The organism is Micromonospora sp. NPDC049107 (assembly GCF_040648595.1).
Lineage (GTDB): Bacteria > Actinomycetota > Actinomycetes > Mycobacteriales > Micromonosporaceae > Micromonospora.
Genome location: NZ_JBEZEC010000002.1, coordinates 645,969 through 671,357 on the forward strand (window position 1 = coordinate 645,969; position 25,389 = coordinate 671,357).

Annotated in this window: 26 protein-coding genes; 20 read left to right on the top strand and 6 right to left on the bottom strand. The window is 68.6% G+C overall.

Going from position 1 to position 25,389, the window contains the following annotated elements:
* The first annotated feature begins 42 nt into the window (after nucleotides 1–42).
* The 10 genes from AB0B55_RS08095 to AB0B55_RS08140 all read left to right on the top strand — a co-directional run bounded on the left by AB0B55_RS08095 (nucleotide 43) and on the right by AB0B55_RS08140 (nucleotide 9,183).
* Nucleotides 43–1,446 (top strand): APC family permease, encoded by a 1,404-nt coding sequence (locus AB0B55_RS08095; protein ID WP_357171162.1) that lies wholly within the window; start codon nucleotides 43–45, stop codon nucleotides 1,444–1,446.
* Complete coding sequence (locus AB0B55_RS08100; RefSeq protein ID WP_357171164.1) at nucleotides 1,443–2,456, top strand: acetamidase/formamidase family protein; 1,014 nt, start codon at nucleotides 1,443–1,445, stop codon at nucleotides 2,454–2,456. The genes AB0B55_RS08095 and AB0B55_RS08100 overlap by 4 nt, the downstream gene beginning before the upstream one ends.
* A gap of 11 nt (nucleotides 2,457–2,467) precedes the next feature.
* Complete coding sequence (locus AB0B55_RS08105; protein ID WP_357171166.1) at nucleotides 2,468–3,145, top strand: GPP34 family phosphoprotein; 678 nt, start codon at nucleotides 2,468–2,470, stop codon at nucleotides 3,143–3,145.
* A 53-nt stretch (nucleotides 3,146–3,198) separates the two neighbouring features.
* A complete protein-coding gene (locus tag AB0B55_RS08110) occupies nucleotides 3,199–3,843 on the top strand; it encodes a GNAT family N-acetyltransferase (RefSeq protein WP_357171168.1) in 645 nt (214 codons plus the stop codon).
* Nucleotides 3,844–3,919: 76 nt separating this feature from the next.
* Complete coding sequence (locus AB0B55_RS08115; RefSeq protein ID WP_357171170.1) at nucleotides 3,920–4,789, top strand: hypothetical protein; 870 nt, start codon at nucleotides 3,920–3,922, stop codon at nucleotides 4,787–4,789.
* Nucleotides 4,790–5,095: 306 nt separating this feature from the next.
* Nucleotides 5,096–5,764, top strand: a complete 669-nt coding sequence (locus AB0B55_RS08120) for a tetratricopeptide repeat protein (RefSeq protein WP_357171172.1) — start codon at nucleotides 5,096–5,098, stop codon at nucleotides 5,762–5,764.
* A 29-nt stretch (nucleotides 5,765–5,793) separates the two neighbouring features.
* The gene (locus AB0B55_RS08125; protein WP_357171174.1) at nucleotides 5,794–6,936 is read left to right on the top strand and encodes a hypothetical protein; all 1,143 of its coding nucleotides are present in this window, start codon (nucleotides 5,794–5,796) and stop codon (nucleotides 6,934–6,936) included.
* A 41-nt stretch (nucleotides 6,937–6,977) separates the two neighbouring features.
* Complete coding sequence (locus AB0B55_RS08130) at nucleotides 6,978–7,667, top strand: hypothetical protein (protein ID WP_357171176.1); 690 nt, start codon at nucleotides 6,978–6,980, stop codon at nucleotides 7,665–7,667.
* Between the two features lie 105 nt (nucleotides 7,668–7,772).
* Nucleotides 7,773–8,033, top strand: a complete 261-nt coding sequence (locus tag AB0B55_RS08135) for a hypothetical protein (RefSeq protein WP_357171178.1) — start codon at nucleotides 7,773–7,775, stop codon at nucleotides 8,031–8,033.
* 403 nt (nucleotides 8,034–8,436) lie between these two features.
* Nucleotides 8,437–9,183, top strand: a complete 747-nt coding sequence (locus AB0B55_RS08140; protein WP_357171180.1) for a hypothetical protein — start codon at nucleotides 8,437–8,439, stop codon at nucleotides 9,181–9,183.
* A gap of 224 nt (nucleotides 9,184–9,407) precedes the next feature.
* Here AB0B55_RS08140 and AB0B55_RS08145 read toward each other — a convergent pair whose 3' ends face one another.
* From AB0B55_RS08145 to AB0B55_RS08170, 6 genes are all read right to left on the bottom strand, one after another.
* Nucleotides 9,408–10,364, bottom strand: coding sequence for a DUF4238 domain-containing protein (locus AB0B55_RS08145; protein ID WP_357171182.1), 957 nt, complete (start codon nucleotides 10,362–10,364; stop codon nucleotides 9,408–9,410).
* Nucleotides 10,365–10,976: 612 nt separating this feature from the next.
* The gene (locus AB0B55_RS08150; RefSeq protein WP_357171184.1) at nucleotides 10,977–12,050 is read right to left on the bottom strand and encodes a M23 family metallopeptidase; all 1,074 of its coding nucleotides are present in this window, start codon (nucleotides 12,048–12,050) and stop codon (nucleotides 10,977–10,979) included.
* Nucleotides 12,051–12,201: 151 nt separating this feature from the next.
* Complete coding sequence (locus AB0B55_RS08155; RefSeq protein ID WP_357171185.1) at nucleotides 12,202–12,795, bottom strand: hypothetical protein; 594 nt, start codon at nucleotides 12,793–12,795, stop codon at nucleotides 12,202–12,204.
* Nucleotides 12,792–13,946, bottom strand: a complete 1,155-nt coding sequence (locus tag AB0B55_RS08160; RefSeq protein WP_357171187.1) for an MAB_1171c family putative transporter — start codon at nucleotides 13,944–13,946, stop codon at nucleotides 12,792–12,794. The genes AB0B55_RS08155 and AB0B55_RS08160 overlap by 4 nt, the downstream gene beginning before the upstream one ends.
* Nucleotides 13,939–14,169, bottom strand: a complete 231-nt coding sequence (locus tag AB0B55_RS08165) for a hypothetical protein (protein ID WP_357171189.1) — start codon at nucleotides 14,167–14,169, stop codon at nucleotides 13,939–13,941. Before AB0B55_RS08165 ends, AB0B55_RS08160 begins: the two co-directional genes overlap by 8 nt.
* A 437-nt stretch (nucleotides 14,170–14,606) precedes the next feature.
* Nucleotides 14,607–15,062, bottom strand: coding sequence for a helix-turn-helix domain-containing protein (locus tag AB0B55_RS08170; RefSeq protein WP_357171191.1), 456 nt, complete (start codon nucleotides 15,060–15,062; stop codon nucleotides 14,607–14,609).
* Between the two features lie 222 nt (nucleotides 15,063–15,284).
* Between AB0B55_RS08170 and AB0B55_RS08175 the strand changes: the two genes are divergently transcribed.
* The 10 genes from AB0B55_RS08175 to AB0B55_RS08220 all read left to right on the top strand — a co-directional run bounded on the left by AB0B55_RS08175 (nucleotide 15,285) and on the right by AB0B55_RS08220 (nucleotide 25,335).
* Nucleotides 15,285–15,584, top strand: a complete 300-nt coding sequence (locus tag AB0B55_RS08175) for a hypothetical protein (protein ID WP_357171193.1) — start codon at nucleotides 15,285–15,287, stop codon at nucleotides 15,582–15,584.
* Nucleotides 15,585–15,653: 69 nt separating this feature from the next.
* The gene (locus AB0B55_RS08180) at nucleotides 15,654–16,316 is read left to right on the top strand and encodes a hypothetical protein (RefSeq protein WP_357171195.1); all 663 of its coding nucleotides are present in this window, start codon (nucleotides 15,654–15,656) and stop codon (nucleotides 16,314–16,316) included.
* Nucleotides 16,313–17,812, top strand: a complete 1,500-nt coding sequence (locus tag AB0B55_RS08185; RefSeq protein WP_357171197.1) for a hypothetical protein — start codon at nucleotides 16,313–16,315, stop codon at nucleotides 17,810–17,812. The genes AB0B55_RS08180 and AB0B55_RS08185 overlap by 4 nt, the downstream gene beginning before the upstream one ends.
* Nucleotides 17,809–19,344, top strand: coding sequence for an SCO6880 family protein (locus AB0B55_RS08190; protein ID WP_357171199.1), 1,536 nt, complete (start codon nucleotides 17,809–17,811; stop codon nucleotides 19,342–19,344). The genes AB0B55_RS08185 and AB0B55_RS08190 overlap by 4 nt, the downstream gene beginning before the upstream one ends.
* Before the next feature lie 64 nt (nucleotides 19,345–19,408).
* Nucleotides 19,409–20,905 (top strand): type VI secretion protein, encoded by a 1,497-nt coding sequence (locus tag AB0B55_RS08195; protein ID WP_357171201.1) that lies wholly within the window; start codon nucleotides 19,409–19,411, stop codon nucleotides 20,903–20,905.
* A gap of 41 nt (nucleotides 20,906–20,946) precedes the next feature.
* Nucleotides 20,947–21,420: a hypothetical protein gene (locus AB0B55_RS08200; RefSeq protein ID WP_357171203.1), complete on the top strand. Its 474-nt coding sequence runs from the start codon at nucleotides 20,947–20,949 to the stop codon at nucleotides 21,418–21,420.
* A 41-nt stretch (nucleotides 21,421–21,461) separates the two neighbouring features.
* Nucleotides 21,462–23,249 carry a type IV secretory system conjugative DNA transfer family protein gene (locus tag AB0B55_RS08205; RefSeq protein ID WP_357171205.1) on the top strand — a complete coding sequence of 596 codons (1,788 nt, stop codon included), beginning with the start codon at nucleotides 21,462–21,464 and terminating at the stop codon, nucleotides 23,247–23,249.
* Nucleotides 23,246–24,022, top strand: coding sequence for a hypothetical protein (locus AB0B55_RS08210; protein ID WP_357171207.1), 777 nt, complete (start codon nucleotides 23,246–23,248; stop codon nucleotides 24,020–24,022). Before AB0B55_RS08205 ends, AB0B55_RS08210 begins: the two co-directional genes overlap by 4 nt.
* Nucleotides 24,023–24,045: 23 nt before the next feature.
* A complete protein-coding gene (locus AB0B55_RS08215; RefSeq protein WP_357171209.1) occupies nucleotides 24,046–25,077 on the top strand; it encodes a DnaB-like helicase N-terminal domain-containing protein in 1,032 nt (343 codons plus the stop codon).
* A gap of 78 nt (nucleotides 25,078–25,155) precedes the next feature.
* Complete coding sequence (locus tag AB0B55_RS08220; RefSeq protein ID WP_357171211.1) at nucleotides 25,156–25,335, top strand: hypothetical protein; 180 nt, start codon at nucleotides 25,156–25,158, stop codon at nucleotides 25,333–25,335.
* The last annotated feature ends 54 nt before the right edge of the window (nucleotides 25,336–25,389 follow it).

A 25,389-nucleotide genomic window follows, 5' to 3' on the forward strand; every position in this document is an offset into this window, starting at 1 on the left:
CAAATCTCCATCCCACTGATACCTGAACCCGCGGAGGATGTTGTGCACGAGCAGGATTTGGCCCGCTACGGCTACCGCCAAGAGCTGAGTCGGCAACTGCGGTTCCGGGATCTGATCGCGTACGGCCTGGTGTACATGGTGCCGATCGCACCGATGGCGATCTTCGGCAGCGTCTACGCCGGCTCCGGCGGCATGGTCGCTCTGGCGTACGTGATCGGCGTGGTGGCGTTGGTGTTCACGGCGTTCTCCTATGCGCAGATGGTGCGGGCGTTCCCGATGTCGGGCAGCGTCTACAACTACGCCGGGCGGGGGATCAGCGCACCGGTCGGGTTCCTCGCCGGCTGGGTGATCCTGCTCGACTACGTTCTCGTACCGGGGCTGTTGTATCTGGTGGCATCGGTGGCGATGCACTCCACCGTGCCGGCGGTGCCGGTGTGGCTGTGGCTGCTCGGTTTCGTCGCGGTCAACACGGTCGTCAACTCGGTGGGGATCCGGATGACGGCGGTGGTGACTCGGGTGATGCTCGTCGGTGAACTGATCGTCCTGGCGATATTCCTGGCCGTCGCCGGCTGGGCCCTCGCGACCGGAAAGGGCCGGTTCAGCTGGGAGGCGTTCTACAACGCCGACACGTTCACCTGGTCGGTGGTGGCGGGCGCGGTGTCGATCGCGGTGCTGTCGTTCCTGGGCTTCGACGGGATCAGCATGTTGGCCGAGGAGTCCAAGGGCGGCTCCCGGCAGATCGGTCGCGCGATGGCCGCGGTTCTGGTTCTGGCTGGGGTGTTGTTCGTTGCCCAGACGTGGCTGGCCGCGATGCTCGTCCCCGACCCCGCTGGTCTTCTTGCGGAGGGGGATCCGAACGGGACTGCCTTCTACGACGCCGCGCGGGTGGCCGGTGGCGGTTGGTTGGCGACCCTGTGCGCGGTCGCGACGGCGATCGCGTGGGGTTTGCCGAACTCGATGGTCGCGCAGGTCGCCACGTCTCGGCTGCTGTACGCGATGGCCCGGGATCGGCAACTGCCGGCGTTCCTGGCGAAGGTGTCGATCCGGCGCAACGTGCCCATCAACGCGACTCTGCTCACCGGGTTCGTGTCCCTCACCCTGGGCCTGTACTTGGCGACCCGAGCGGACGGGATCACCCTGTTGTCGTCGCTGATCAATTTCGGGGCGATGGTCGCGTTCCTGGTCCTGCATGTCTCGGTGGTGGTGCATCACCTCATCCGTTCGCGTAGCGGCAACTGGTGGGCGCACCTGGTGATGCCCGGGGTCGGGTTCGCGATCCTCGCCTATGTCGTGGTCAACGCGAACATCGCCGCGCAGCGCCTCGGCCTGGCGTGGCTCGCGCTCGGGGTCGTCGTTCTCGCCGGCCTGTACGCGTCCGGGCGTCGGCCTGCCCTGTCGGGTCTGGCGCCCACGCAGGTGCCGACGCGTGACGTGGAGCGGGTGTGACGGCCGTGGACACGATCACCTACCGGCCGGTTCGCGACGAGTTCGCCTACACCTTCGGCGGGCGGCTGCCGGTGGCTCAGGTGCGCTCCGGCGACATCCTGCAGGTGCACACCGAGGACTGCTTCGGTGGTCTCGTGCGCGGTCCGGCGGACCTGCCGTCGCAGGTGTGCAGGATGCCGTACCTGAATCCGGTGTCAGGGCCGTTCTTCGTCGAGGACGCCGAACCGGGGGACACCCTCGCCGTCCATGTCGTGTCGATCGTGCCGGCGCGGGACTGGGGCGTGTCATCGACGTTCCCGCACTTCGGAGCGCTGACGTCCACCTCCCACACCGCCACCCTGCAGTCGCCGCTGGAGGAGCGGGTGTGGGTGTACGGCATCGACCGGCAGGCCGGGACCGTCCGGTTCGAGGCTACCCGCAGCGACCACAGCGTGGATCTGCCGCTGGACCCGATGATCGGCACGATCGGTGTCGCCCCCGGCGGTTTCGAGGCCCGCTCCACACTCGTGCCGGACACACACGGCGGGAACCTCGACACCCCGCACCTGCGCGCCGGCACCACTCTCTACCTGGGGGTGAACGTTCACGGGGCGATGCTGGCCCTCGGCGACGGGCACGCCCGCCAGGGTGAGGGCGAGGCCTGCGGCGTCGGCGTGGAGATCGCCACGGCCACCACCCTCGCCATCGACGTCATCAAAGGCGTCACCACACATTGGCCGCGGTTGGAGACCGACCGGGACATCCTGACGATCGGCTGCGCGAGGCCCCTGGAGGACGCGTACCGCATCGCCCAGCACGACCTCGTCGGCTGGGCCAGCGGCCTGACCGGCCTGGAAGCCCTGGACGCTTACCAGCTCGTGTCGCAGGCGGGGCGGGCGCCGATCGGCAACGTGTGCGACCCCAACTACACCGTCCTCGCCGCCGTCGACAAAACGCTGCTCCCCGCCCCTGGACCCGCGTACGGCGGGGCACACGAGCGGCTGCGGCGGCTCACCGCCGGACTGCGGTAGGAGCCCCGCCGATGCCCGCGTCGATCCCGCGCCTGCCGCTGCGCGATGAGCTGTTCCTCCTCGGCCACGACGACGACACCGGACATCTCCACGTGCACCGGCAGGCCCTCGCGCTCGGGCTCGCCGGCGCGGTCCTGATCGACCTGTATCTCGCCGGGCGGGTGGCTCTCGACCTGAACGCTGAGGCGCGCGCGGCAGGCCACCAGCGGGTACACCCGAACGTCGACCGCCCGGTCGGGGACCTAATCGCCGACGCCGCAGCCGCCACCATCCGCAACGCTCACCCGCTGCTGCGCATGTGGCTGCGGGGGTTCTCCCCCGGCCTCTACGACCGCACCCGCGCGGGCCTGGTCGCCGGTGGGATCCTGCGCCACGAGCAGCGCCGCCGCTTCGGTGGGCTTGCCCGCAGCGACCGCTACCTGCTCTTGGACGTCAAGTGGCCGGTTGTCGCTCGGGCACGGTTGCACTACATCGCCACTGGCCGCGACCAGCCTGACAACCACACCGCCGCTCTCGCCGGGCTGGTCACGACCCTCGGGCTGCTCAACCATCTCTACCTCGCCGATGACGTCGCCGTGCTCGCCGCACAGCTACGCGCCATCGCCGAACGCCACTACCAGCCGGTACGCGACATCACCGCGGCGGTTGACGCCGCCGTGGGGGATCTCGCCACCGCCGCATACCGCTGACCTCCCGGACACCACCGGCAGTTCCATCTGCCCCGCCGCGCTTGGAGAACTCAATGGACGTCATTCCGCGCATCCGTACCGCCCGCTGGGTGGACAAAGACCCGGTCGCCGCCCTCATTGCCGACGCCATGCACCCCAGCTCGCTTGGCGAATGGTTGGTGCCCGACCCGGCCGCGCGCCGCCGCATCCTGGCCGGCGTCGCGGCGATCTGGGTAGAGCACGCCATGTTCCACGGCGACATCCAGATCACCGACGACCTGAGCGCTACCGCCGTCGCCTTTCACCGCTATCGGCCCATCGCGCCACCAGCGAACTTCCAGAGCCGCCTCGACACCGTCGATAGCACCCACGCGCAGCGCTTCGCCGTCCTCGACCAACTGCTCACCAACCAGCGTCCCTTCGACCCGCACCACCACCTGGCGATCCTCGCCGTGCGCCCCGACGCCCAGCGGCGTGGCCTCGGCGCGGCGATACTCACCCACCACGAAGCCCGCCTCGACCGCATCAACCTGCCCGCCTGGACCGAAACCCTTCCCGACACCCAGGACATGTACCTCCGGCATAAATACCTACCCCGAGCGACGCTCACCCTCCCCGACGGGCCAACGGTGACCCTGATGTACCGCCCTCCACGCACGGCCCGCGAATCGCGGCCGATCGTCGCCGCCAACCCCACCGCCGCCGCGGCCGGCACCTGACCGGCGAGTCACGCGGCGGCAGCTCCCCACCGATCATCAACCAAAGCAAGGAAACAAGGGAACAGGGATGCACCTCATGAAGCCGCTCAGGATCCAGGAAGTCGACGGGAGCCTGTCGGTCGTCCAGACACCCGTCACCACGTTCATCCACACCGAATCCGGCCGGCAGGTCGTCGTGGTGTCGACCGCCCACTTCGGTGAGCGCACCTACTTCCAACAGATAGTCGACGACGTCACCGACTACGAGCAGCGCGAGTTCGAGGTCTACCTGGAGGGCACCGAACACGACCCTGCTGTCGGCGCGCCGACAGCGGGGGAGCAGGCGATCCTCACCGAGATGAAGAGGTTGCGGGACGTTGAACAGCGTCGGATGACGACAGCGCTCGGCTGGGTGTCCCAGCGCGAGGAACTGCGGCGTCCGTCGTGGAAGGCCAGTGACTTGACCGACCCGGACATCCTGCGCGCAGCCGGCGCCGACGCCATGACCTACTTCCTTCGCCGCAGGCGGCAGATGCTCGACTGGCCCGACGAGCGGCCCTGGCGCGATAACTCGATGCGTGTCGTCTTCGCAGCGAGTAACCGCATGTTGGCCCGTGGCGTTGGCACCCGTCGGCCGCACCGCAATCCTCAGGTGGAAGCCTTCGACCGGGTTCTCCTCGACGCGCGTGAGGCGGTCGTGGTTGCTGCCGCCCTCGCGACCAAACGCCCGGCGGTCCTGGTCTGGGGCGCGGCACACCGCTTTGGCATCGCCACCGCACTCGCCGAGCACGGCTATTACCCACAGGGCGACCCGCGATGGCACACCGTCGGGCACCTTCCCAGCATGCCCATCAGCCTCGCCAAGCGTTTCCTGCGCCGCCCACCGAGGCCCCACCCGCAGTTTCATCCCCTGCGGCAGCTCGCCTCCGCCGACACCACCCACCGACCGACGCACGCCCCGTCATGACAGCGCCGCTGGTGAGCTTCACGACCCTGCCCGTTGAGGTCACCGGCGGCAGACCCGGATGCCGACGCTGAGGCGCCAGGCCAAGCCAGCCGCCATGCCTACGTCTCACCGTCGTCGGCATCATTGCCCGCCCGTCGCGCTCAGTCCGCGCCTGGGGGGTGCACAAGCCGGTCGCCCGCCCAGCAAGGGGAGGGCAGCGGCGATCGACGTGGCCGGCGGTGACCAGCCCTAACTGCCGCCGCCGGCCACACCAACCCCGCAGACCCACCCCTGCCTAATGCCGAACATGATCGGGAGCCAAACGACATGCCAACGCGGACGCCGATGCCCCGGACCCGTCAACCGGCGCGCGGAGCACACCAGACGCCGGCGCGCGCGGCGATCGACTACGCCGCAGCGCGGCAGACGCTCGGCGACCTCACGGACGCCTACCAATGGGCCGTCTACGCCCGGACACTCGCCCACCCCGGCACGTCCGCGGCGGAGCAACTTGACGCGGTGGTGCTGCTGGCACCCCTGGCGGTGCTGACCGGACACGCCGATCAGGCCGTCACCGCCTACCGCGACCTGGTCGACCTCGCCACCGCCGCACTCGGCGCCGACCACGAGCGGACCCTGCACGCCCGCGCCGGCCTGGCCGACGCACACCACCGCATCGGCTGCTGTGACCAGGCAATCCGGGACCTCGCCGACGTCTACACCACCGCCGAACGCCGCCACGGACCAGAAGCATCCGTCACCCTGAAAGCGCTCACCCGGCTCGCGTGCCTCTACCGCGACTGCGGATCACCCGACATCTCGAAGCGCTGCCTCAGGGTCGCCGCGACCATCGCCGCCCGCTACCTGAGGATCGGCGACCCTCTTCGCACCCACATCAGCGACATCGCGCGAACTCCGGCCAGCGAGAACCATCGCGCCGTCTGCATGCAGCTCACGCCGTCGTGGTCGGTGCGGGCCACCTCATTGGCCGCATAGCGATCAGATCAGAAAGGGGGGAGCGCACTATGCCGACGCGGTCCGTGCCGGTGGCCTCGTGGACGCCGGCGTTCGTCGTCGATTCGGTGGCAGCCACGCTCGATCGTGCCGTCGAGCACGGCCTGTTAAGGGCGATCAGCGCGGTGGCCAGCGAGCTGGGCGTGTCATCCGCCACGATCGGAGAGTGGGTGGCGCGGGCACGAGCGGTGCCGGGCGCCCCGGTCCCGCCAGGTCTGGCGACCTGCCACACCTGTGACCATCCGATGATCCTGGTGCAGCTTCCCGAGAGCTCGCCGGTCTACCTCTGCATGCCCACCTGCGGGCGGACACCCGTCCCGGCGCAGCCGCTGGGCAACGCGGTCGCCCAGACGGTCCTGCACCACATTCCGCACCTCGTGCCACGCGGCATGATCAATCATGCTGCCGCCTATGCCCCCGGTGGCATCCTTCGCGTCGCCGTCGGCGCCAAACCCACTGACCTGCACATCATCTGGCGGTCCAGCCCGTGGCAGCTCGTCGGACCCCGGATGGCCATGGCACAGCGCCTCGATTACGCCCACAGCCGCGCCGGCCGCGGCGATTACGAGCGCGCCGTCGGAGCCCTGCGTACCGGACTGCTCTACGTCGATCCCACCGATCGCAATCCTCCTCTGGACGTCGCCACCGCAAGCGCCGCAGCCCTGCTCGCGGAACTCACCCTCACCGCCGACGACCTCGCCACTGCGCTTCCGTGGGCCCGGTGGGCGTACCGCTTCCTGCGCCACCTGCTCGCTGCCACCTCACCGCAGGCGCGCGCCGCCCTCAAGGTCCTCGCCGACGCGCACCGCCGCACGGGTGACCTCACCGAAGCCGCGAACTGTTACCGCGACCTCGCCTGCCACCACAGCACCGCGGAGGGTCCTCGGGCGCTGCCTACCCTCGCTGCCCAAGCGACTCTCGCTCTCGTCCTGTACCAGGACGGGCACTGCGCCCAAGCGCGTCAACTCCTCGCCCGCACCGCCGCCGACCACCTTGCCGCGCACGCAGGTCACCGCGACGGCCCGCGCCTGCGCCACGAACTCGCCCGCATGCGTGCCAGCTGCACAGCGCAAGGCCACCGCCATTCGTCAGAAGTCGATAACCCGCCACTCGATCCCCCGACCGCAGATACCGATAGGAGCCCGTCCACATGACCGATGACACCCGCCCCACCGATCCGGCCAGCGGCGCCGACGTGACCGGGGACCAGCAGTGGCGTACGGCGGCGCGCAGAACGCTCACGCGGCTACTGACCGACGAGCTTGGCCGAGTCCAGGTCAGCGCCGGTCAGCAAGTCGTGGACATCACGGGCGTCGCCGACATCGCACAGCTGACTCGCCTGGTCGGACCGAGCGGACGCGTCGACGTCGTCGAGAATCCCGAGCAGGCACACCTGCTCGCAGGAGCAGGCGGCTATGACGTCGTGCTCGCTGACCGGCAACCGGACCACATCGACACGCTCGCACCGATGGCCAATCTGCTCCGCAGCGGCGGATGGCTGATCCTCGCCGGCACCGTCGTTGCCCCGCCTGTCGTCTACACCTCTGTCCCGGGTGGCACCAGCGTCATCGACCGGGTCATCCGGGCGATCCACACCTTTCTTTCGTCTCCGGCGGCGCCTCCCTCGGTGGACGACACCATTGGACTCCTCATCGCCCTCGGCATGGACCACGTCTGCACCACCACCCACACCGAGACCAGCCGCGGCGGCGGCCCGGGATGTACCCTCTACCGCCACATCGCCCACCACCTGAACGACCAGCTCACCGACGTCGCAGGATTCACTACCGCGGAACTCAGCCAGTTCGACCGAATCCTTGAGGACCCGGCAGTCGTGCTGCGCCTCAGCAACACCGTCACCCTCCACGCCCAGATGGGCCCCTGATGCCGGCCGGTCGAATCCAGTGCTCTCGCACATCCTCGGTCGAGGCACGCGGCGACTGCGGCCCGGCCCCGTGCGGCGGGTACATCTGAGCTAAGGCGGGCGAGCATGCACTCTGGTGGCGAGTCAGCGGAGGCCAACCGGCGCCGCATCTACATGGTGCTGCTGGACGATCCCGCGCGGGAGTGGACGGTGCGGGCGCTGACCGCCGCGGTGAACACCGTTGGCGAAGGCACCGTCCGCGACACCTTCAACCGCATGCTCGCCGACGGGTTCCTGCGGCCGGTGCCCTACCGGCGGGCCCTGACAGCCATGCTTACCGACCACGGCAAACAATCCTTGACCAGGCTGCTGCGCGGTGTCACCTGATGGCCCGCGAGTTGCTGCGACGGGGGAGCGGACGGTCTCCTGCCGCCCATGCCGCAACTCCAACTGCGGGCAGCCCGACCGGACAAATCCCGCACCCGCGCGGAGGCGAAAGCCTCGCCAGCGGTCGACGTGCCCAGGTCCGCCCGAGAACAAGTGACGTCCCGGCCGACGTACCGACATCACCAACGCCAGGCCGCCGCATCGTCGATGCGAACCAACGTCCACACGACCCGCTACCCAGCGAGGAATCAACGCCCCGATGCCCATGCCCCGACTGCCCATGCGTGCCCACTTGGCCGCTGCGAGCGTTGTTGGAATCCTGCTCGCCGCCTGCCAGCCACACACCCCCGCTGACCACGCCCCGGCATCGCCCACATCCCCAGCACCAGGACAGCAGCCCACCATGACCACGCCCACCGCCTCCGCCCAGGTCCGCCTCAGCGCGCGGCAACGCCTCATGGCTCTCGCCGCGAGCGTCGAGGCCACTCCCGCCGACGCCTCGACCGACCTTCCCTACACCTACCTGCACACCCAGTCGTGGGCCCGCGCCACGAACGTGATCGCCCGCATCGACCTGCAGCGCTGGCGCCGAGACACCGACGACTCCGGTCGCGAGGTCACCCGCCGGCTTCCCGATGTGCCTGGCCTCGCCTACCGACCGACGTCTCGCGAGCGCGACCAGTTCACCGCAGCCCGAGCGACGGACACGCCCTACCTGCGCGGGGACCTACGGCCGTATCTCGCGGACCCTTTTCCCACCGAACCCACCGCCCTCGCCGGCATGCTGGCCCCACGCCAGATGGCCGGCGAGCCCGCCTACCCGCGGATGCTGGTCCACGGAATCATCGGACTGGCCACCAATCAGTACCTCAACCAGACCCAACGCGCGGCCACCCTGCGCGTCTTGGCCGACGTACCAAACATCACCTACCAGGGCGAACAGGCCGACCTCGCCGGCCGAATCGGCATCAGCCTCACCGTCATCGCGGGCGGCTCAACGACCCAGCTCGTCGTTCACCCACACACGGGCGAGATCCTGGCCGCGCACGAACAAGTATCCGGCGCGAAGCCGGGACTGTTCTCCTACGTGTTGATCCTCGAACGCGGCCACACCGCCAACGACACTGCCACACCCCCCACACGACCCTGAGCCACCCGCCCCGTCGGGGACCGCCGCGCGGTCAGGCGAGACGACGGCCGCGCGCGAAGAACGCAAATGCGGAGCGTGACGGTGTCTGATCCGGCGACGTGCTGATTTGAGTACGTGAAATCGCTCTTCCTGTCGGGGCACAAGCTCCTGACGGGAAGGACTCGGTAGTGGCCTGGCAGCCGGTCTCGACGAATCGGATCAAGGGTCCGCAGACACCTCTGGAGTTACGCCGTGGCAGCGATGGAGTCAAACCGGGTGCTGCGAACGAAATTCTCGAGTCCGCTGCCGGGGCGGACGAAGACGTGCGTGTGTGCCGCCCGGACTTGGTACGTATTCAGTTCGTCGACCACGTGTGCCGCCACCTCACCTTTCGCAGTTGGGCCGAACGCCACCAACGACTGCGGAGTGACGGGCATCAAGATCTGACTGGCGTTGCCGAGAGTGACTCCCACTCCTGGTTCCAATCGCCCTCTTCGATCGAGTAGCACCACCGGGGCGTCGCCGACGAGGAACTCTCCTGATGACGGGTGAACGATTTGGATCTGGCGGTCCGCCATCCACGCACGGCATCTGTCGAACATTCGCTCGACGCTGTACCGGAATGTCAGGCCGCTGTGGAAGTCGATGTCCGAACGCTGCGCCAGCACCATCTCGAAGTAGAAGTCGTGATCTTCGTCGGTTCGTGGCGGCCGGCCGAAACGGCGCTGGAAGTCGTTCGCGTACCCAGGGAAGGTCCGAGCCCGTTGCCTCAAAGCCTCCCTCTCGTGCCGAAAGCCCTGGACGTGGACCCGCCAGAAACTCCGGGTTCGTACCAGGTGCAGGGCCACGAGATCGCGCAGTGTCGCTGCCGCATCTGGGTCGTCCAGGATCGCATCGGTATCACAGAGCCGAACCAGCCGTGGCACGTGCCGTTCGGTCATGGCCCATCGTTCCTCCGCCGATCGGGAGGCCCGCGGCACGAAGCTCGGGATTTTACCCAGTCCTCCTGGACCGCGAGCGATGACCCTCGCCGTCCTGTCCGTAACGCTCACCGCGTGCAGGCACCGTGTGCGGTCCGTCCATTGTTTCAAGACGACGCGCGAGACAACGTGCTGCTCACGGATGTTGTCGTCGGCTTGCAGGCGAAGTTCAGCGATACGCCGGGCTGCGGCGAAGCGGTCAAGAAGAGGCTGAGCGGGCACGTTTCCATGGTCACACCAGGGTCAAGGAGAATTCAAAGGAACCTGCCGCCTCATCCTGATCGGCTGGTGCCGCAGGAGGCTGGCTGAACGATCACCGTGGAGCGACTCCACGAACATAGACCATGGCCGACCTGTCCGGCCGTCTCGGTAGGAACGGGGTCGCCATTGAGAGCGTGGGTGACCAGGCGTTTGTGGCGGGCGGTGCCAAGCCCGGGCGCGGGGCTGGCCGTCGCGGGCCTGCGTCTTGGACCCCGGCCTGTAGGCGTATAGCGTGCTCCGGGTGACGGAACGACGCGTGTTGCTTGAGGTTGCGAATTCTTGGCCTGGTTCCAGTATCGATGGCGAACCGGGGATTGTGTCAGGGGATCTGGAGGTCATCGGCGACCCTGATGGGAGCGTGTTGTTTAGCCTCGGGGTCGGGGCGGCTGGTGGGCCCCCGGAGGAGGCGGACTATGTCGAGTTCGTTTTTCGCCGGCTCAGGCCGATGCGTTGATGGAGGCGCTCGCTTCTCGCCGGTAGCCGTCGAATTCTCGTGATCATGGCGGAACCGCCGACGCGGCCGCCAAGATCGGGAGAATCGCCGTCGGCGGTGAGAACCTACAATTATCATGATCAACTCAAGCGGACGCCGCGAGCGGCCATGAACGTGAATGGTTCGGTGGCGTTGGTGCTACTTGGTGGGTTGCTGGTGTGGGTTTCGAAGTGCAGGTGTGGCCCGCTGGAGTGGCCGCTGGTGCCGACGACGCCGAGCTGCTGGCCAGTGCTGACGGCTTGGCCCACGGTGACGTACGGGCGGTGGAGCATGTGGCAGTAGCGGGTCGCGGTGCCGTCGGCGTGGCGGATCTGGACGTACCATCCGCAGCCTGGCGTGTTGAGTGAGCCGTCGATGTCGCAGTTGGCGCTGTCGCACTTGGCGGTGATGACGATTCCGGCGCCGGCGGCGTAGATCGGTGTTCCCTTGGGTGCGGCCACGTCGACGCCGTCGTGGTCTGGTCGGTCGGGGGTACGGAAGCCGCTGGTGAAGGTGCCGTTGACGGGTTTGATCCATCCCGAGGTCGAGGGGGACCCGGGGGCGGTGCAGGTGAGGGTGCCGTCGGTGATGGCGTTGACGATCGCCGTGGCGAGGGGCTCGTGTTTGGCGTAGGCGTCGGGGAAGGCGCTGACCTGGACCCGTTGGGCGACGACCGCGAGGGGCATGGTTTCCCAGCCGTCGATGGTGCGCATCTTGGAGAAGAATTTGGTGGCGGAGATGGTGGGGGTCATGAGCTCCTGCACGGTGCCCCATCCGCCTTCGCCATCCGGCGGTAGGGGGCGTTGTTGGAACAGTCCGACGCTGTCGTGGTCGGAGCCAACGCCCTCGTGCGGCAGGGTGAGTGACCTGGGCACGTTTGAATTGGCCATGTTCTTGAGGTAGGACTCCTGCAGCGCGGTGGCGATGCCGACGACCGCGGCCCGCGCGGGCAGTTTCATCTGCGCTGAGGTGTCGTAGATGGTCTTGGCGTTGGCCAGGGCGGTCGGGGTGAGCGCTTTGAGGGCGCTCTGCGCTTCGCTGCCCTCCGCGACGGCGGGGAGGCAGCCGGTTGTGGATGCGACGGGGTCGAGGGCGCCGCTGCCGGTCGCGGAGACGGCGACGACGAGCGCGAGCGCTACGGGGGCGAGGGGTGCGAGTGTGAGCAGCCGCCTCATCGTGGCTGCCGGGGGCGTGGGGTCATTGCGGGCTACCTCGGGGACAAGCCATCAAGGGTGTACGCGATTGCTGGCGGCAAGGCGCGCGGCCGAGGGTAACCCCTGCGGAAGCAGGGCTGTCAACTATTGTTAACGGATGTTTCCCGGTTGGTCAGCTCAGTGAGGTGAACACGAGTCCGGCGATGAGTGCGCCGATGATGCCGCCGGCGACGGCTTGGGCTGGGGTGTGATCACGGAGCTCGACGCGGGACCAAGCGACGGCCGCCACGACCAGGCTGAGGATCAGGATCGCGGCGAGGGGTAGTTGGCCGGCGAGCATGGTGGTCGCTCCGGCGGAGACGGCCGCGTGGACGCTGATTTTCCAGCGTGGGGTGATGGCGGTCAGCACGGCGAGGGTGGCGAACATGGCGACGGTGAGCGCGACGAGGGACGTGGGCGCGCCGCCGAGGAGCATGATCGCGATGCCGAGGGCGACTGAGGTGAGGATGAGGGCCATCACGATGAGTCGGGCGCGGATGACGCCGAGGTGCCGGTCGGCCCATCGTCCGGCCTGCACACCGCGCTTGATGATCAGGACGGGGATGATCGCGGCGAACAACGCGCTCAGTGCTCCCCAACCGAGGCCGGGCCACCGCTCGGCGGTCCATCCGGTGATGAGGCTGACGGCGATGATCCACGTTTTGGGGTCGAGCCAGTCGGTGAGCAGGCGGGCGGTGCGGGATTCGGTGGCGGTGACCGTGGTCATCGGGCGGCCTCCGGTGCGGTGAACAGGTCGGCGAGGGTGTCGTTGACGGCGGGGGTGTCCCAGAGGTGGGCGAGGTCGAGCAGCCAGGCGAGTCCGCTGGCCGGGTCGGCGGACAGCGGTGGTGACGTGGTCTGGATGACGGTGGACCGCCGTGTGGTCTGTAGCCAGGTGGCGCGGAGCACGCAGACGTAGGTGGCGATGTCGAGGTCGTCGCCGACGAGTCCACGCCCGGCCAGTCGGGTGCGGGCGAGGGGAGCGAGGTGTGGGGCGGCGTTGCGGTGCAGCACGTGGATGGCGTCGTAGAGCTCGACGGTGTGTCGGGTCAGCCGGTCGCGGGGAGTGAGGCCGGGCTGGTCGAGGCGGCGGTTGGCCGGGACGAGCGCCTGCCACAGCGGTTGCAGGGCGCGCAGGTGACGGCGGGCGCGGAGGCTGGCCCGGGTCGCGGGGATACCAGCGGTGCTGAGACCTCCCGCGATGAACAGGATGGCGAGATATTTGATGTCGTCGGACAGGTCGACGTAGAACGTGTCGCCTCGGGCCGGTGGGCCGTGGTCGAGGCGGGCGGCGAAGTAGGCGAGGCGGTAGAGGGCGTATCCGGTGCCGATGGCGCAGCCGATGGTGAGCATGAGTTGCCCGGCGCGCACGACCTGGTTGCGGCTGGCGGTGTGGCCGTGGTGGAACAGCCGGGTCGACAGGGCCATCGCCACGCCGAGATAGGTCGTCCAGATCAGGATGTACCAGGTCGTGAGGGTGTGACCGGCGGCGCGGTCGGCGAAGTCGGCGGAATCGTCGCGGGGCATCGCCCAGAACAGGGCGGTCATGGTCACGGTCGTGACCACCAGTCCGGCCAGGGGCAGGCCGTGCCGGCGAATTCGGGTCGTGGTGCCGAGGACGGCGAGGTCGAACAGCGCGGCCACGGCGATCAGCCCACTGACGTGCTTGATCAGTACCCCCGCGCCGTGGATCCCGGTGACCTGGTCGATGTCGTGGGCGATGACGTCGACGCGGGCGGTCATCGACAGCGCCAGGGCGGTGATGGCCACGAACAGCGCGCGGTGGGCCGGGCCGGCGCGCACCGTGTGCACGCGGGCGGCGGAGGCCAGCCACAGGACGGCGACGACGACGAGTTCGGAACCCGAGATCTCAGACATCGTCGAGCGACAGGGCGGACGTGACCCGGTCGATGGGGGAGCGAGCGGCGGGGGTGGTGCGGGCGGCCCGGTCGATGATGACGGTGGCCATCATCTCGGCCTCGCGTTCCTGCTCGGTGCTGAAGTCGTGCCGGCCGAGCATGGCCCGTACGACGCTCATGTCCAGGTCAGGTAGCAGGATCTCGCCGAGGTCGACGTCGGATGCCTCGTGGTTCCACAGCATGTGGCCGACCTCGTGGGCGGTGATGTGGTCCTGCTCCCAGGGGCTGCGCGTCGGGTCGACGAAGATCAGGTCCCGGGTCGTGGTGTACCCAGACGCCGGAGTGCTGGTCTGCCCGTACGGGCACGGGCAGTTCCCGTACCTCGACGGGGCGCCCGCGGTGGTGGGCGATGACGGCGGCCAGGGTGTGCCGGTCGAACGGCGACGGCACCACGATCCCGTTGTCGTCGAGCAGACGTTCGCACCGGCGCCGGAGGTCGCGTGGGCGGGGTTCGGTGTTGTGCTGTGGGGTGCGTGGTCGGCGCACAGCTTCTCCCCGTGTCGCATGGGTAAGCCCGGCGACAGAAGCCACCGGGCTGGAATATCCGCATTCGGGAGAGTAGCGAGGAAATGTGAGTGTCGACCAGGGGGAAAGTGCAGGTCAGAGGAACATCTCACAATCAGACGGACGGTTCCGCCGGGTCGTCCGTGATCTCCGGCAGCCCTTCCGAACGCCGGGCGTAGCGCAGCTGAGCCTTGATCGGCTCCAAGGCTTCGGCGGACAGTCCGGTGGCCAACCGGGCCAGTTCACGCACGCCGTGATCGCGCAGCTCGGTGACGATCGCCAACTGCGCGTCGACACGATCGGCGATGACGCCGTCGGCGAAGTACGTCACCGGGACGCCGAACAGGCGGGCGATCCAGATCAGCTTGTCCAGGCTTGGGGTCGCGCGCTTGCTGGTGCGGATTTGCTGCAGATACACCGGGGAGACGGCCCGGTGGCCGGCGAGTTCCGCGATCTTCGCGGCGGCCTCGCGGTAGCTGTAGGGGCGGCCGAGCGAGGCGGGATAGACCGTCCGGAACAGGTGGTCCAAGCGCGCCGCGACGAAGTTTGGCCCGTCATCGTCGGTGGTCATCCCAGTGGTTGGCCTCTCGACTGTTGACGTTCCGACTCAGGATGCGTTGTTCACGATCGTAGACGCAACTCCATGGCCTATGAGCCATGTCACTCCGCTGGAGACTATCGCGCCGGGGTGGGGGACCGCTTACAGTTCCCCCGCTGTTCGTGATTGTTTACGACCTGGGTTGACCAGGGAAGACACGCGGCGGCGACACCCCTGCTCGCGAGGAGAGACCCCATGCACCACCTTGCCTCCGCGCTGTCCGTGTTCGCGGACGTGCCCAATCCCGCCCCCGCCGATCCGACCGGTGGCAGCAACGGAGTCACGCTGCTGCTGTCCTACGTCAAGTGGGGCGCATTGATCGCCTGCGCCATCGCGGCTCTTGCCTCCGGTGGCCTGATGGCCGCCGGCAAGCTCTCCAACCGGCCCGACACGGCCGAGAAGGGCAAGAGCGCTTTCATCTGGTCGCTCGCCGGTGTGATCGCTACCGCGATCGCGATTCCCCTGGTCAACACCGTCTTCGGTGCGGCCGGCTGACCACCAGCGCTTATGAACACATTCCTGGACGAAACCCGTCGTACACGACGCGTAACAGTGATCGTCTCCGTGACGATCGTCGTGGCCGCAACGGCCGTGCTGATCACCTGGACGCTCTCCCGCTCCGCCGGTGCCCCACCGAGGGGCAGTGCGGCGTCGGCGTCCCCGGCTCCGCAGCCCCCGGTCCAGCAGGTTCCCGCAGGCCCGCTCCAACTGGTCAAGGGTAAGCGGACCAAGGCGGGGATTTCGGTGGGTTATCCCCACTCCATGCAGGGTGCGGCGGTAGCGGGCGTGGAGTACCTGACCCAGGTCATGTCGACCCTCGACCCGCAGCGGGGCCGGGAGATCGCCTCGGTAATCGCGGACCCCTCCTACGACGACGCCGAGGACTCCCTGGCGCGGGGCAGGCTCAACACCCGCCACTCCCTCGGACTGCCGACCACCGGCCCGGTCCCGCCCGGTGCGTCGATGACCTTCGGACCCGCCGCCTACCAGCTGCGCGACGCCTCACCGGACACCGTCACGGTGCTGATCCTGGCCTACCTCACCACCACCACCGGCGGGCAGGTCACGTCCACGCTCGGCGCGTACCCCATAGAACTGCACTGGGACGGCACCGACTGGAAGGCCCTCAAGGCCGGGGCGAGCAAGTACGCCGACTACAACAGCCTCGTTGCCCGGCCCAACACCGCCGACGCCGCAGCCAAGGGGTGGCAGGTGCTCACCCCATGATCGCCGCCTGCGACCCCCTCGACACCGGCGCCAGCGGCTGCAACCCCGGGGACATCATCGGCGGCATCGTCGGTGGTGTCGCGGGCAACGCGTGGGAGTCGGTCTGCAAGTCGTTCGCTGACGCGGCGACGTCGTTGCTGAAGACGTTCGCGGACGCGTTCGTGGCCTTCCCGAACATCGACCTGATGAGCATCGACGGGCCGTACGCGATCTCGAAGTGGCTCGCGATGGGGATCGGGGCGCTGCTGCTGCTGATCCAGATCATCCGGACCGCGGTCACCCAGGACGGTTCCGCCCTGGCCCAGGGATTGGTCGGCACCGGCAAAGCGGTGCTGGCGTTCCTGGCGACGATGCTCGTCGCGAACGCGGCACTGATCGCCTCTGACGAGATCACCAAGGGCATCGTCGACAGATCCCTGGGAGGCAACGACGGACTGAAGGCCAAGCTGACCGTTCTTTTCCAGCTCAGCAGCGTCAACGGCACGTCCGCCTCGCTGGTGCTGATCCTGGCCCTGGTCGGGATCGTGCTCACGCTGGTGCTTTGGTTCGAGATGCTGCTGCGCAACGCCGCGATCGCGGTGCTGCTGGCGACCTCACCGATCGCCGCGGTCGGGGAAATCTCGGAGACCACGAGGAGTTGGTGGCCGAAGCTCTGTGCGGCGACGATCCAGCTGATCGGCCTCAAGCCCGTGATCGCGATGGTGTTCGCGATCGGATTCGGGGTCTTCGGTGACCCGACTGACCCCACCCGGGCCAAGGACCTCACCACCCTGCTGACCGGCATGCTGATCCTGTTGCTCGCGGTCGTGGCGTGGCCGGTCATCGCCCGCTTCTTCACCTTCGCCACCGTGCAGGCCGCCGCTGGCGGAGGCATGGCCGGGCTACTTGGGTTCGCGGCCGGTCGCACCAACAGCGGCGGCGGATCCCCGGTCGGGGTGAACCCGGCCCAGTTCAGCCAGGCCACCGAGGCCCGCACCATGGCCGCCGCCGGCACCGAAACCGGCGCGGCCGGCGCCACCGGAGCGACGGGAGCCGGTGCGACCGGCGCTGCTGCGACCGGGGGATCCGCCGCGGCTGGTGCCGGAGCGGCTGGGGCTGCCGGGGCGTTGGGAGCGGTTGCTCTGCCGATCGCGGTCGCCGCCGCCGGTATCGACATGGCCCAACGCGCCGTGAACTCCCTCGCCGGGCGAATGGAGCAGACCGCCGGGCACGCCGGAATCCACGGGGCGAATCCGCACGCCAGACCCGCCGGCTACCCGCAGTACGGGGGAAGTTGGACCGGTGCCGCCACTCGCGGTGGTTCCGGCGGCAGTCCGCAGCCGACTCCGCCAGTCGACACCGACCGCAGCAACTCTGTCGTGGCCGACGTCCAGCATCCCGTCGCGCCGGGAGCGATGCCGGAAACCCGCACGGAACCGGTGTCGACGGATCCCGGGCCGCCGCCGGTCCCTCACCAGCCCACGTACACCAGCCCGATTGAGGAGGTCGGCAAGTGAGCACCAACTCCGACCACAGCACCCGCACCTACTTCGGGTGGCAGCACGAAAAGGTCGCATTCCTGTTCGGGATGACACTCCAACGCGTCGTCATGGTTGCCGCAGCGGTACTCGCCGCGATCTGGCCCCTCGCGTCCGCGCGGATGCAGGCCGGCGTGGCCCTCTGGCCCGTCGCCGCGATCCTGACAGCGTTGGCGTTCCTGCGCCTGGGTGGACGCACCGTCGACGAGTGGGTCCTCGCCTTCACCTCCTACCACCTCGGCAGATCCCGCACCCGCCACCGATTCCTGTCCGCCGCCTTCGCCCCCGAGGCCACGGCAGACAAGACCGCGCCGAAACCGATGGACCTACCCGGCCTCCTCGCCCCCATCAAAATCATGGAAGGGCGAGGGCCAACCGGCGCACCCCTGGCCGTGGCCTACCACCGCCTCGACCGCACCTACACCGCAGTCGCCCGAGTGCGGTACTCCGGCATCAGCCTGGTCGACTCCAGCCGCCGCGACCAACGCGTCGCGAGCTGGGGGGCACTCCTCGCCGGATTGTGCACCGAAGGGAACCCGATCACGCGGGTGCAGGCGTTACAGCGGATCGTGCCGGAGTCCGGCGCCGCGCTGCGCCGCTGGCACGCCGACCACATCGCCGACGGAGCACCACGGCAAGCGGTCGAGGTCACCTCAGGTCTACTCGCCGGCGCCACCCTGTCGACCAGCGGCCGGGAGGCGTACCTCGCGTTCACCATGGACGAACGCCGCGCCGCCGGGGCGATCAAGGGCGCCGGCGGCGGAAGCGCCGCCGCCGCCGGCATCCTCACCCGGCACCTGCGTGCCCTGGGCGCGTCGATCGCCGGAGCGGACCTGCAAATCGAATCGTGGCTCGGCCCACGTGATCTCGCCGAGGTGATCCGGACCGCCTATGACCCGCACTCGGGGCGGCACCTGGCCGAACGCCGCGCCAACGCGAACGCCGTGAACGCAGATGGCCTGGCCGCTGGTGTCGACCCGGCCGTCGCCGGCCCGGCGGCAGCGGAGACCAAACCGCACGCCTACGCCCACGACGGCGCCCACTCCGTGACTTATTGGATTCACGATTGGCCGCGTAACCAGGTGTACGCCACCGTCCTCGCGCCACTGCTCGGTGAGGGTGTGCACCGCCGGTCGTTCTCGATGCACATCGAACCCCTCGGCCCTCGGGAGGCGTCGCGGAAGGTGATGGGGGAGCGGACCAAACGCTCCGTCGCCGTCGGCATGCGCCAACGAACCAAGCAAATCGTGCCCGAACACGAACGCCAGGCACTGGCCCGCGCGGAGGCGCAGGACGCCGAACTCGCCGCCGGCCACGGACTGGTCCGCTTCACCGGCTACGTGACGTTGACCGTCACCGACGCCGACCAGCTCGAAGACGCCTGCCTTGCCCTGGAAGCCGACGCCGCCGCGGCCCGGATCGAAATCCGCCGCATGTGGTACGCCCACGACGTCGGCTTCGTCATGGGCGCCCTCCCGCTCGGCTTCGGCCTACCGCAGAAGAGGTGGTAAGCCGCCATGAACACCACACCCCGCAGTGCCTCCACCCCAACCGAAACCGAGGGCGGTGATCTGCATGTTGCGGCGTAAGCGAGGCGACGACCTGCCCGTCGTGGACCTGGCCGACGTGCTCGGACGCCTGCCCACCCCAACCACGGTCCGGACACCGCAAGCGGCACCGGAGCGGGTCCGGCCTGAGCCGACACCACCGCGACGCGGCTGGGCCCGCCCGTTCGCCGGCCGCACCGCCCGTGCACCGCAGGTCCCGGTCTTCCGCAGCTCCACCGGCCAGATGCAGGGCCTCTACCCCTGGCTGTACGGGCAAACCATGCCCCCGACCGGCACCTACATTGGCATCGACACCCAATCCGGCGGCAGCTTCTCCTGCCACCCCATCGAATGGCTACGACTCGGCTTGATCACCAACCCCAACTTCCTGATCACCGGCGTACCCGGGTCGGGTAAGTCGGCCACCATCAAGCTGCTTTGCTACCGGCTGATGGCGTATGGGGTGAAAGCGTTCGTCCTCGGCGACATCAAGAACGAATACGCCACCCTCGCCCGGCACCTCGGCGTCGAACCCCTCGAACTCGGGCCAGGCCTCGGCAACCGGCTCAACCCCCTCGACAGCGGACCCCTCGGCCGCAACCTGCCCGCCGACCCTGAACAGCTACGCGAGCGACTGGACGAGATCCACCGCCGTCGGATCACTCTGTTGTCCTCGCTGCTGGTCATGCGCCTCGGCCGTGCCCTGTCACCGACCGAGGAAGCGGCCCTGTCGTTGGCGATCAAACACGCCTCCGGCGAGGCCACTGGTCACAGCGATCTGACCGATCCGACCATCCCTGCCGTCTGGGCACTGCTCCGTGATCCGCTGCCGGAGATGGCGACCGAACTGCGTATCCGCGGAGACGACACCGCGGAACTGCGGGAGATGATCCGGCCTACCGCCGACGCGCTTGGCAACATGATCCACGGTTCCCTCAGCGGCCTGTTCGACGGACCCACCACGGTCAACCTGGACTTCGACGCACCGATCCAGACCGTTGACCTGTCTCGGATCGACGGGCGCGGTGACGAGACCGTGGCGATGACCCTCGCGTGTGTGTCGTCGTGGGGGCAGGCGGCGATCGACGAACCCGGCGGCCCGGTACGCATGGTCATCCGCGACGAACTCTGGCGGGCCATGCGCGTCCCCGCGATGATCCGCAAGGTCGACTCCGACCTACGGCTCTCCCGCGCCCAGGGCACCCTGCAGATGCTCAGCACCCACCGGCTCGCCGACTTCGAAGCCGTCGGCGCCGCCGGCAGCGAAGAAGTCATGATCGCCAGCAACTTGATCGCCTCCTGCGACGTGCGGGTCTGCCTGCGCCAAGACACCGCACCCCTCGCCATGACGAAGGAGCAGATCGGGCTCACCGACACCGAATGCGCCCACATCGCCTCCTGGTCCGGCGAACACGTCGGCCGCGCGCTGTGGAAGGTCGGACGCCAGCCCAGCCAGATCGTGCAGACGATCCTCTCCGCCCAGGAGCGGCAGCTGTTCTACACCAACGAACGCATGGCCGTTTAGACAAACCGCCTGGTGGATAGAGGGAGTTTGGCGATGTCGTGGTGCCTGCGAAGTCGGACCCGGAGTGGGCCAACGCGGAACGGACCATCGTGGCCGGGCTCGTCCAGCACCCGCAGCTCGTCTGGTCGATCGGCGGCTGGCTGGACAACAGGACGTTCTCGGTTCCGCTGTTCCAGGACACGTTCGAGGTACTGCTCTACGCCGCACAGCACGAAGCTTCGGCCGGCGCGAGCATGTTCGACACCGTGTGGACGCGCATCGAGAAGACGCCGCGCACCTCCGGGGACATCCCCGCGGTGACGCCCCGCGATCTGCAAGCAGGAACACCGCGAGCTGGCCGATGTCGCCGCCGTACCGGTGACCCGGCGCAGTGCGCCGCCACGGCGCGCGATCTGCTCGCCCGCGACATCACCGAGAATCTGCGCTTACCAACCGGTACCGCCGATCCAGCACCGCCCAACCAGCCCGCGGGTCCGGTCCTACCGGACGACGGCGGACCACGGTTGCGCCCGTAACGCGTCCGAGCCTGGCCAGACCACGAACGAGGAGGTGCGCGTTGAGCACCAACACCACCACCACGACCGGCAGTGGCACCTTCACCAATGCCTCCGATTACCTCATTGTCGTGCTCATCGGCGGTCTCGGGCTGCTGACCGTCGGGACCTGGGGCAGCGGCCAGGTCGCCGGGCTGCTGTTCTCACGGACCTGGCCCGACGTGCCGTTCACCGATGCCTTCGGCATCGCCTCCCGGCTGCCAAAGCACTGGGACGACCCGCGTTTGGCCTGGCCCGAACACGCGCAACCCGACCTGCCCGGCCCGGTCGGGTTCTACCTCGCCGCGTTGCTCGTCCTCGCGGTCCTCGTGTCGGCGGGAGTGTTCATCGGCCGGCAGGTCGCCAGTGGCCATCAGCAGCGCGGATTCGCCTCCAAGGCGCAGTTGGCCGAAAACCTCAGCGCCGCCGCCGCGCTCGAGAGCGCCGCAGTGATCCGGCCCGACCTGCCGCGCAAAGCCGTGCAGATCACCGACGTGGCCGTGCAGCTCGGTAGAGCGATCCCGTCGCGGATGCGCCTGTTTGCCTCTGTCGAGCACGCGGTGATGCTGTTCGCTCCGCCGCGTCAGGGCAAAACCTCCCAGGTGATCATCCCGTGGCTACGGGACTGGGCTGGGCCGGCGCTCGTCACCTCGGTCCGTGGGGACGTCATCGAAAACACCCTGACCATCCGCCGCGACCTCGGCCCGGTGGCGATCATCGACTTCGCCCGGGAAGGCTGGCCCTACCGGCTGCGCTGGTCCCCACTGGCCGGCTGCGACAGCTACGACAAAGCCCGCGAGCGCGCCAACACAATGGTGCGGGTCGGCAAGGACGGCGCCGGGGACTCCACCAACGCGGCCTTCTTCGGCATGACCGCCACCAACCTGCTCGGCGGCTGGATGCACGTCGCGGCGATCACCGGCCGCACCATGACCGACGTCCTGACGTGGGCGCTCAACGAAGGCGACGACGAACCGATCAAGCTCCTGGCCGACCACTCGGGCGCGAACCCGAACGTCGCGCCGATGCTGGAAGGTATCTACGCCGCCCCGGCCGAGACCCGCTCCAACATGTGGGCCACCGTCATGACCGCGGTCGCCCCACTGGTCGGCGAAACCGCACGCGACGTGTTCTGCCCACCCGCCTGGGAATCGTTCGACATCGAGGCGTTCCTGCGTGAACGCGGCACCATCTACATCACCGTTTCGGAGAAGGACGCCGCGGACCTCGCGCCGCTGCTGTCGGCGTTCGTCGACGAGGTCACCGAGACTGCCAAGACCCTCGCCGAGCGCAACGGCGGCCGGCTTTCACCCCCGCTGGGCATGATCCTCGACGAGGTCGCCAACGTGGTGCCGCTGCCGGATCTCGCGACCCAGATGTCCACCGCCGCCGGTTCAGGGATCTTCATCGTCGCGGTGTTCCAAAGCCTCGCCCAGGCCCGCAAACGGTGGGGCCGCGACGGCGCGGACATCATGTGGGGCAACGCCACCATCAAGATCGCCCTCGGTGGCCTGTCCGGCGACGAACTCGACGACTTCGCCCGGCTAGCCGGCAAATACCGCGAGACCGTCACCACCATCCAACGCGGACCACAGGGCATCACGTCCTCGCCCAGTCTCCAAGACCGCGACACCATCACCCCTGACCAGATCCGCACCCTGTCCAAACGCCACCGCGAGGCACTGATCATCGAAGCCAACACCCCGGCGATCAAAACCCGGATGACCCGCCACTACCAAGGCCCGCACCGCAAACAGTTCGCCGCAGCCCGCGCCGCCGCACGCGCGCTGCGCACCGGAGGCACCCCATGAACCCCGACCTGCCCACCGCCCGGCTACGGCCCGGCGGACGCGCCGATGCCGTAGCCGCCCGCAGCCAGATGGTTCCCGTTGACGGCCAACCGGTCGGCACAGGCGCCCTGTTGCGTGAATGGCACGCCCAGACCCCCACTCAGCGCAAAGCTGCCTGGGTCGAACTCGTCGAATGGGTCGTCTGGCTGCACGACCGCTACGAACTGGCCACCGAGACCCGAGTCCCCTCGTGCTGGCACCTGCACCCCGGCCTGATCGAGGAACTGTTCGCGCTGAAGGTCTGGCGGGAGCAGATCTACGCCGCCGACGAGCCCTCCGGGCAGGCCGCCCGCTACTGGCACAACGAGATGCGCCAGGTCGTGCAGGCCGCCGCCACCTTCTACGCCAAGGGATGCCGCGCCGGACACAAAAGCCCCGGCCACCTCGCCGCCGCCGACGAAGCCCTGCGCACCAAGTGGTTATCCGGTGACCCGCTCCTCGGCGTACCACCCGGCCTGATGACAGCCACCGACCCCATCGCCGGCAACCCGCGCACCCTGTCCAACCCCGAGATGTACGCCGCGATTGACGCCGGCAAGGCCCGACCAGTCGGAGCGAAGATCAGCGACTTCCAACACTACGAGGGCGTCTGGTGGATGCCCCGCCCCGACGGAGACGGCTGGCAACAGGTAACCGACCCGCTGTTCAGCACCGAACTCGACGCCAGCGCCGAACGCATGGCCATCGCTGACGCCCTGGTCGACGACAGCCACCGCCACCACGACGCGCCGTAGAACGAAGGAAACAGGACACGACCATGAGCTACCTGACGGTACGGGCCGAACAAGCCCTGGTCGGCGCGATGCTCGCCGACCAGCCACTACCCGCCGAGTTCGATTACCTGCGCCCGGAGTCGTTCGGCCACCGCGTGCTGCGCCAGATCTACACCGCGGTCCTGGACCTGCGCGACTACCACCACGGCGACGAACTCACCTGGCACGTTGCCAACCGCGTCGACCAGCCCGGCGTCGACGCCGACTGGCTGCAAGAACTACGCGGCGCATGCCCCTCCACCACGCATATCGCCTCGTACGCGCGCATGGTCCAGGTCTCCGGGTTCCGACGCACAATCGCCGAGCACGGCGAACGCATCGCCGTCTCCGCCATCACCGGACAACCCACCGAACAAACCCGCACCGAGATGACCGGCATGGCCCAAGCACTCACCCACCAAGCCCAGGCATACCAGGCGTTCACCACCATCGACGAACAACAGGCCCTGCGAGTCTGGCGCACACCGGACGAACTCGATGCTGCGGTCACCACCAGCGAACGCGCCGCCCGCGAAGACCAACTCCTGGCAGACCTCCTCGCTCACCCCGAGCAGGCCCGCACGGTTTCCCAGATCGTTCCACCGGAGACCTTCAGCAGCGACCAGCGTCGCGAGGTGTTCATGACCTTCGTCACCCTCGCCGCCGAAGGCGAACCCATCGACGAAATCATCCTGCTCTGGGAATTCGAGCGGCTCCGCGCCTCCGCCGACCTCTACGGAACCGACAACTGGGGCAACACCTACCGCGCCGACGCGCACAGCCCCGAACCCAACGCCGCCTACGTCGCCCGACTCGCCACCATGACCGTCATCAACGGCACCGCCATCACCATCGGCCACGAACTCGTCGTCGAAGACGTCCGTAATCAGCTCCAGCTCAGCGCCGCCGCTGCGCTCGGACGCGAGGCCCCCGACGTCAGCCCCACCCCTCAGTCCCAGCCCGCGCCACAGCACGCCCCGACCCTCAACCCGCCAAGTGCGGTCCAGCGCGGCCAGCAGCCAACATTCGAGCTGTGAGAAGGGGACCGGCTGCGATGAACACCCCTGACAGCACCATCAAACGACACCACCGACGGCTTCATCAGCCACGCGAACATGCGCGAACTGCACGGCCAAGGCCTGGCAACGCCACTGTCGCGACTGATCACCGATCACGTCCGATACGACAACCGATGGTGGATCGCCGACCGCGACGGCTGGCATCTCATCGTCGACGACGTCCTCAACGGCATGCGGGGCTGTCTCGCTAACGGTGTTTCCGGCGATCTTGGTTAGTAGGTTTCAGCGGCTGGGAAGCGGTCGCTGAAGGTGATGGCGAAGGCGTTCAAC

What these genes read in the sequence shown, in the direction of transcription:
- AB0B55_RS08105 (WP_357171166.1), top strand. Translation starts at nt 2,468, where the DNA reads ATGCCCGCGTCGATCCCGCGCCTGCCGCTGCGCGATGAGCTGTTCCTC.
- AB0B55_RS08110 (WP_357171168.1), top strand. Translation starts at nt 3,199, where the DNA reads ATGGACGTCATTCCGCGCATCCGTACCGCCCGCTGGGTGGACAAAGAC.
- AB0B55_RS08115 (WP_357171170.1), top strand. Translation starts at nt 3,920, where the DNA reads ATGAAGCCGCTCAGGATCCAGGAAGTCGACGGGAGCCTGTCGGTCGTC.
- AB0B55_RS08120 (WP_357171172.1), top strand. Translation starts at nt 5,096, where the DNA reads ATGCCAACGCGGACGCCGATGCCCCGGACCCGTCAACCGGCGCGCGGA.
- AB0B55_RS08125 (WP_357171174.1), top strand. Translation starts at nt 5,794, where the DNA reads ATGCCGACGCGGTCCGTGCCGGTGGCCTCGTGGACGCCGGCGTTCGTC.
- AB0B55_RS08135 (WP_357171178.1), top strand. Translation starts at nt 7,773, where the DNA reads ATGCACTCTGGTGGCGAGTCAGCGGAGGCCAACCGGCGCCGCATCTAC.
- AB0B55_RS08140 (WP_357171180.1), top strand. Translation starts at nt 8,437, where the DNA reads ATGACCACGCCCACCGCCTCCGCCCAGGTCCGCCTCAGCGCGCGGCAA.
- AB0B55_RS08150 (WP_357171184.1), bottom strand. Translation starts at nt 12,050, where the DNA reads ATGAGGCGGCTGCTCACACTCGCACCCCTCGCCCCCGTAGCGCTCGCG.
- AB0B55_RS08155 (WP_357171185.1), bottom strand. Translation starts at nt 12,795, where the DNA reads ATGACCACGGTCACCGCCACCGAATCCCGCACCGCCCGCCTGCTCACC.
- AB0B55_RS08160 (WP_357171187.1), bottom strand. Translation starts at nt 13,946, where the DNA reads ATGTCTGAGATCTCGGGTTCCGAACTCGTCGTCGTCGCCGTCCTGTGG.
- AB0B55_RS08165 (WP_357171189.1), bottom strand. Translation starts at nt 14,169, where the DNA reads ATGCTGTGGAACCACGAGGCATCCGACGTCGACCTCGGCGAGATCCTG.
- AB0B55_RS08170 (WP_357171191.1), bottom strand. Translation starts at nt 15,062, where the DNA reads ATGACCACCGACGATGACGGGCCAAACTTCGTCGCGGCGCGCTTGGAC.
- AB0B55_RS08175 (WP_357171193.1), top strand. Translation starts at nt 15,285, where the DNA reads ATGCACCACCTTGCCTCCGCGCTGTCCGTGTTCGCGGACGTGCCCAAT.
- AB0B55_RS08185 (WP_357171197.1), top strand. Translation starts at nt 16,313, where the DNA reads ATGATCGCCGCCTGCGACCCCCTCGACACCGGCGCCAGCGGCTGCAAC.
- AB0B55_RS08195 (WP_357171201.1), top strand. Translation starts at nt 19,409, where the DNA reads ATGTTGCGGCGTAAGCGAGGCGACGACCTGCCCGTCGTGGACCTGGCC.
- AB0B55_RS08210 (WP_357171207.1), top strand. Translation starts at nt 23,246, where the DNA reads ATGAACCCCGACCTGCCCACCGCCCGGCTACGGCCCGGCGGACGCGCC.
- AB0B55_RS08215 (WP_357171209.1), top strand. Translation starts at nt 24,046, where the DNA reads ATGAGCTACCTGACGGTACGGGCCGAACAAGCCCTGGTCGGCGCGATG.
- AB0B55_RS08220 (WP_357171211.1), top strand. Translation starts at nt 25,156, where the DNA reads ATGCGCGAACTGCACGGCCAAGGCCTGGCAACGCCACTGTCGCGACTG.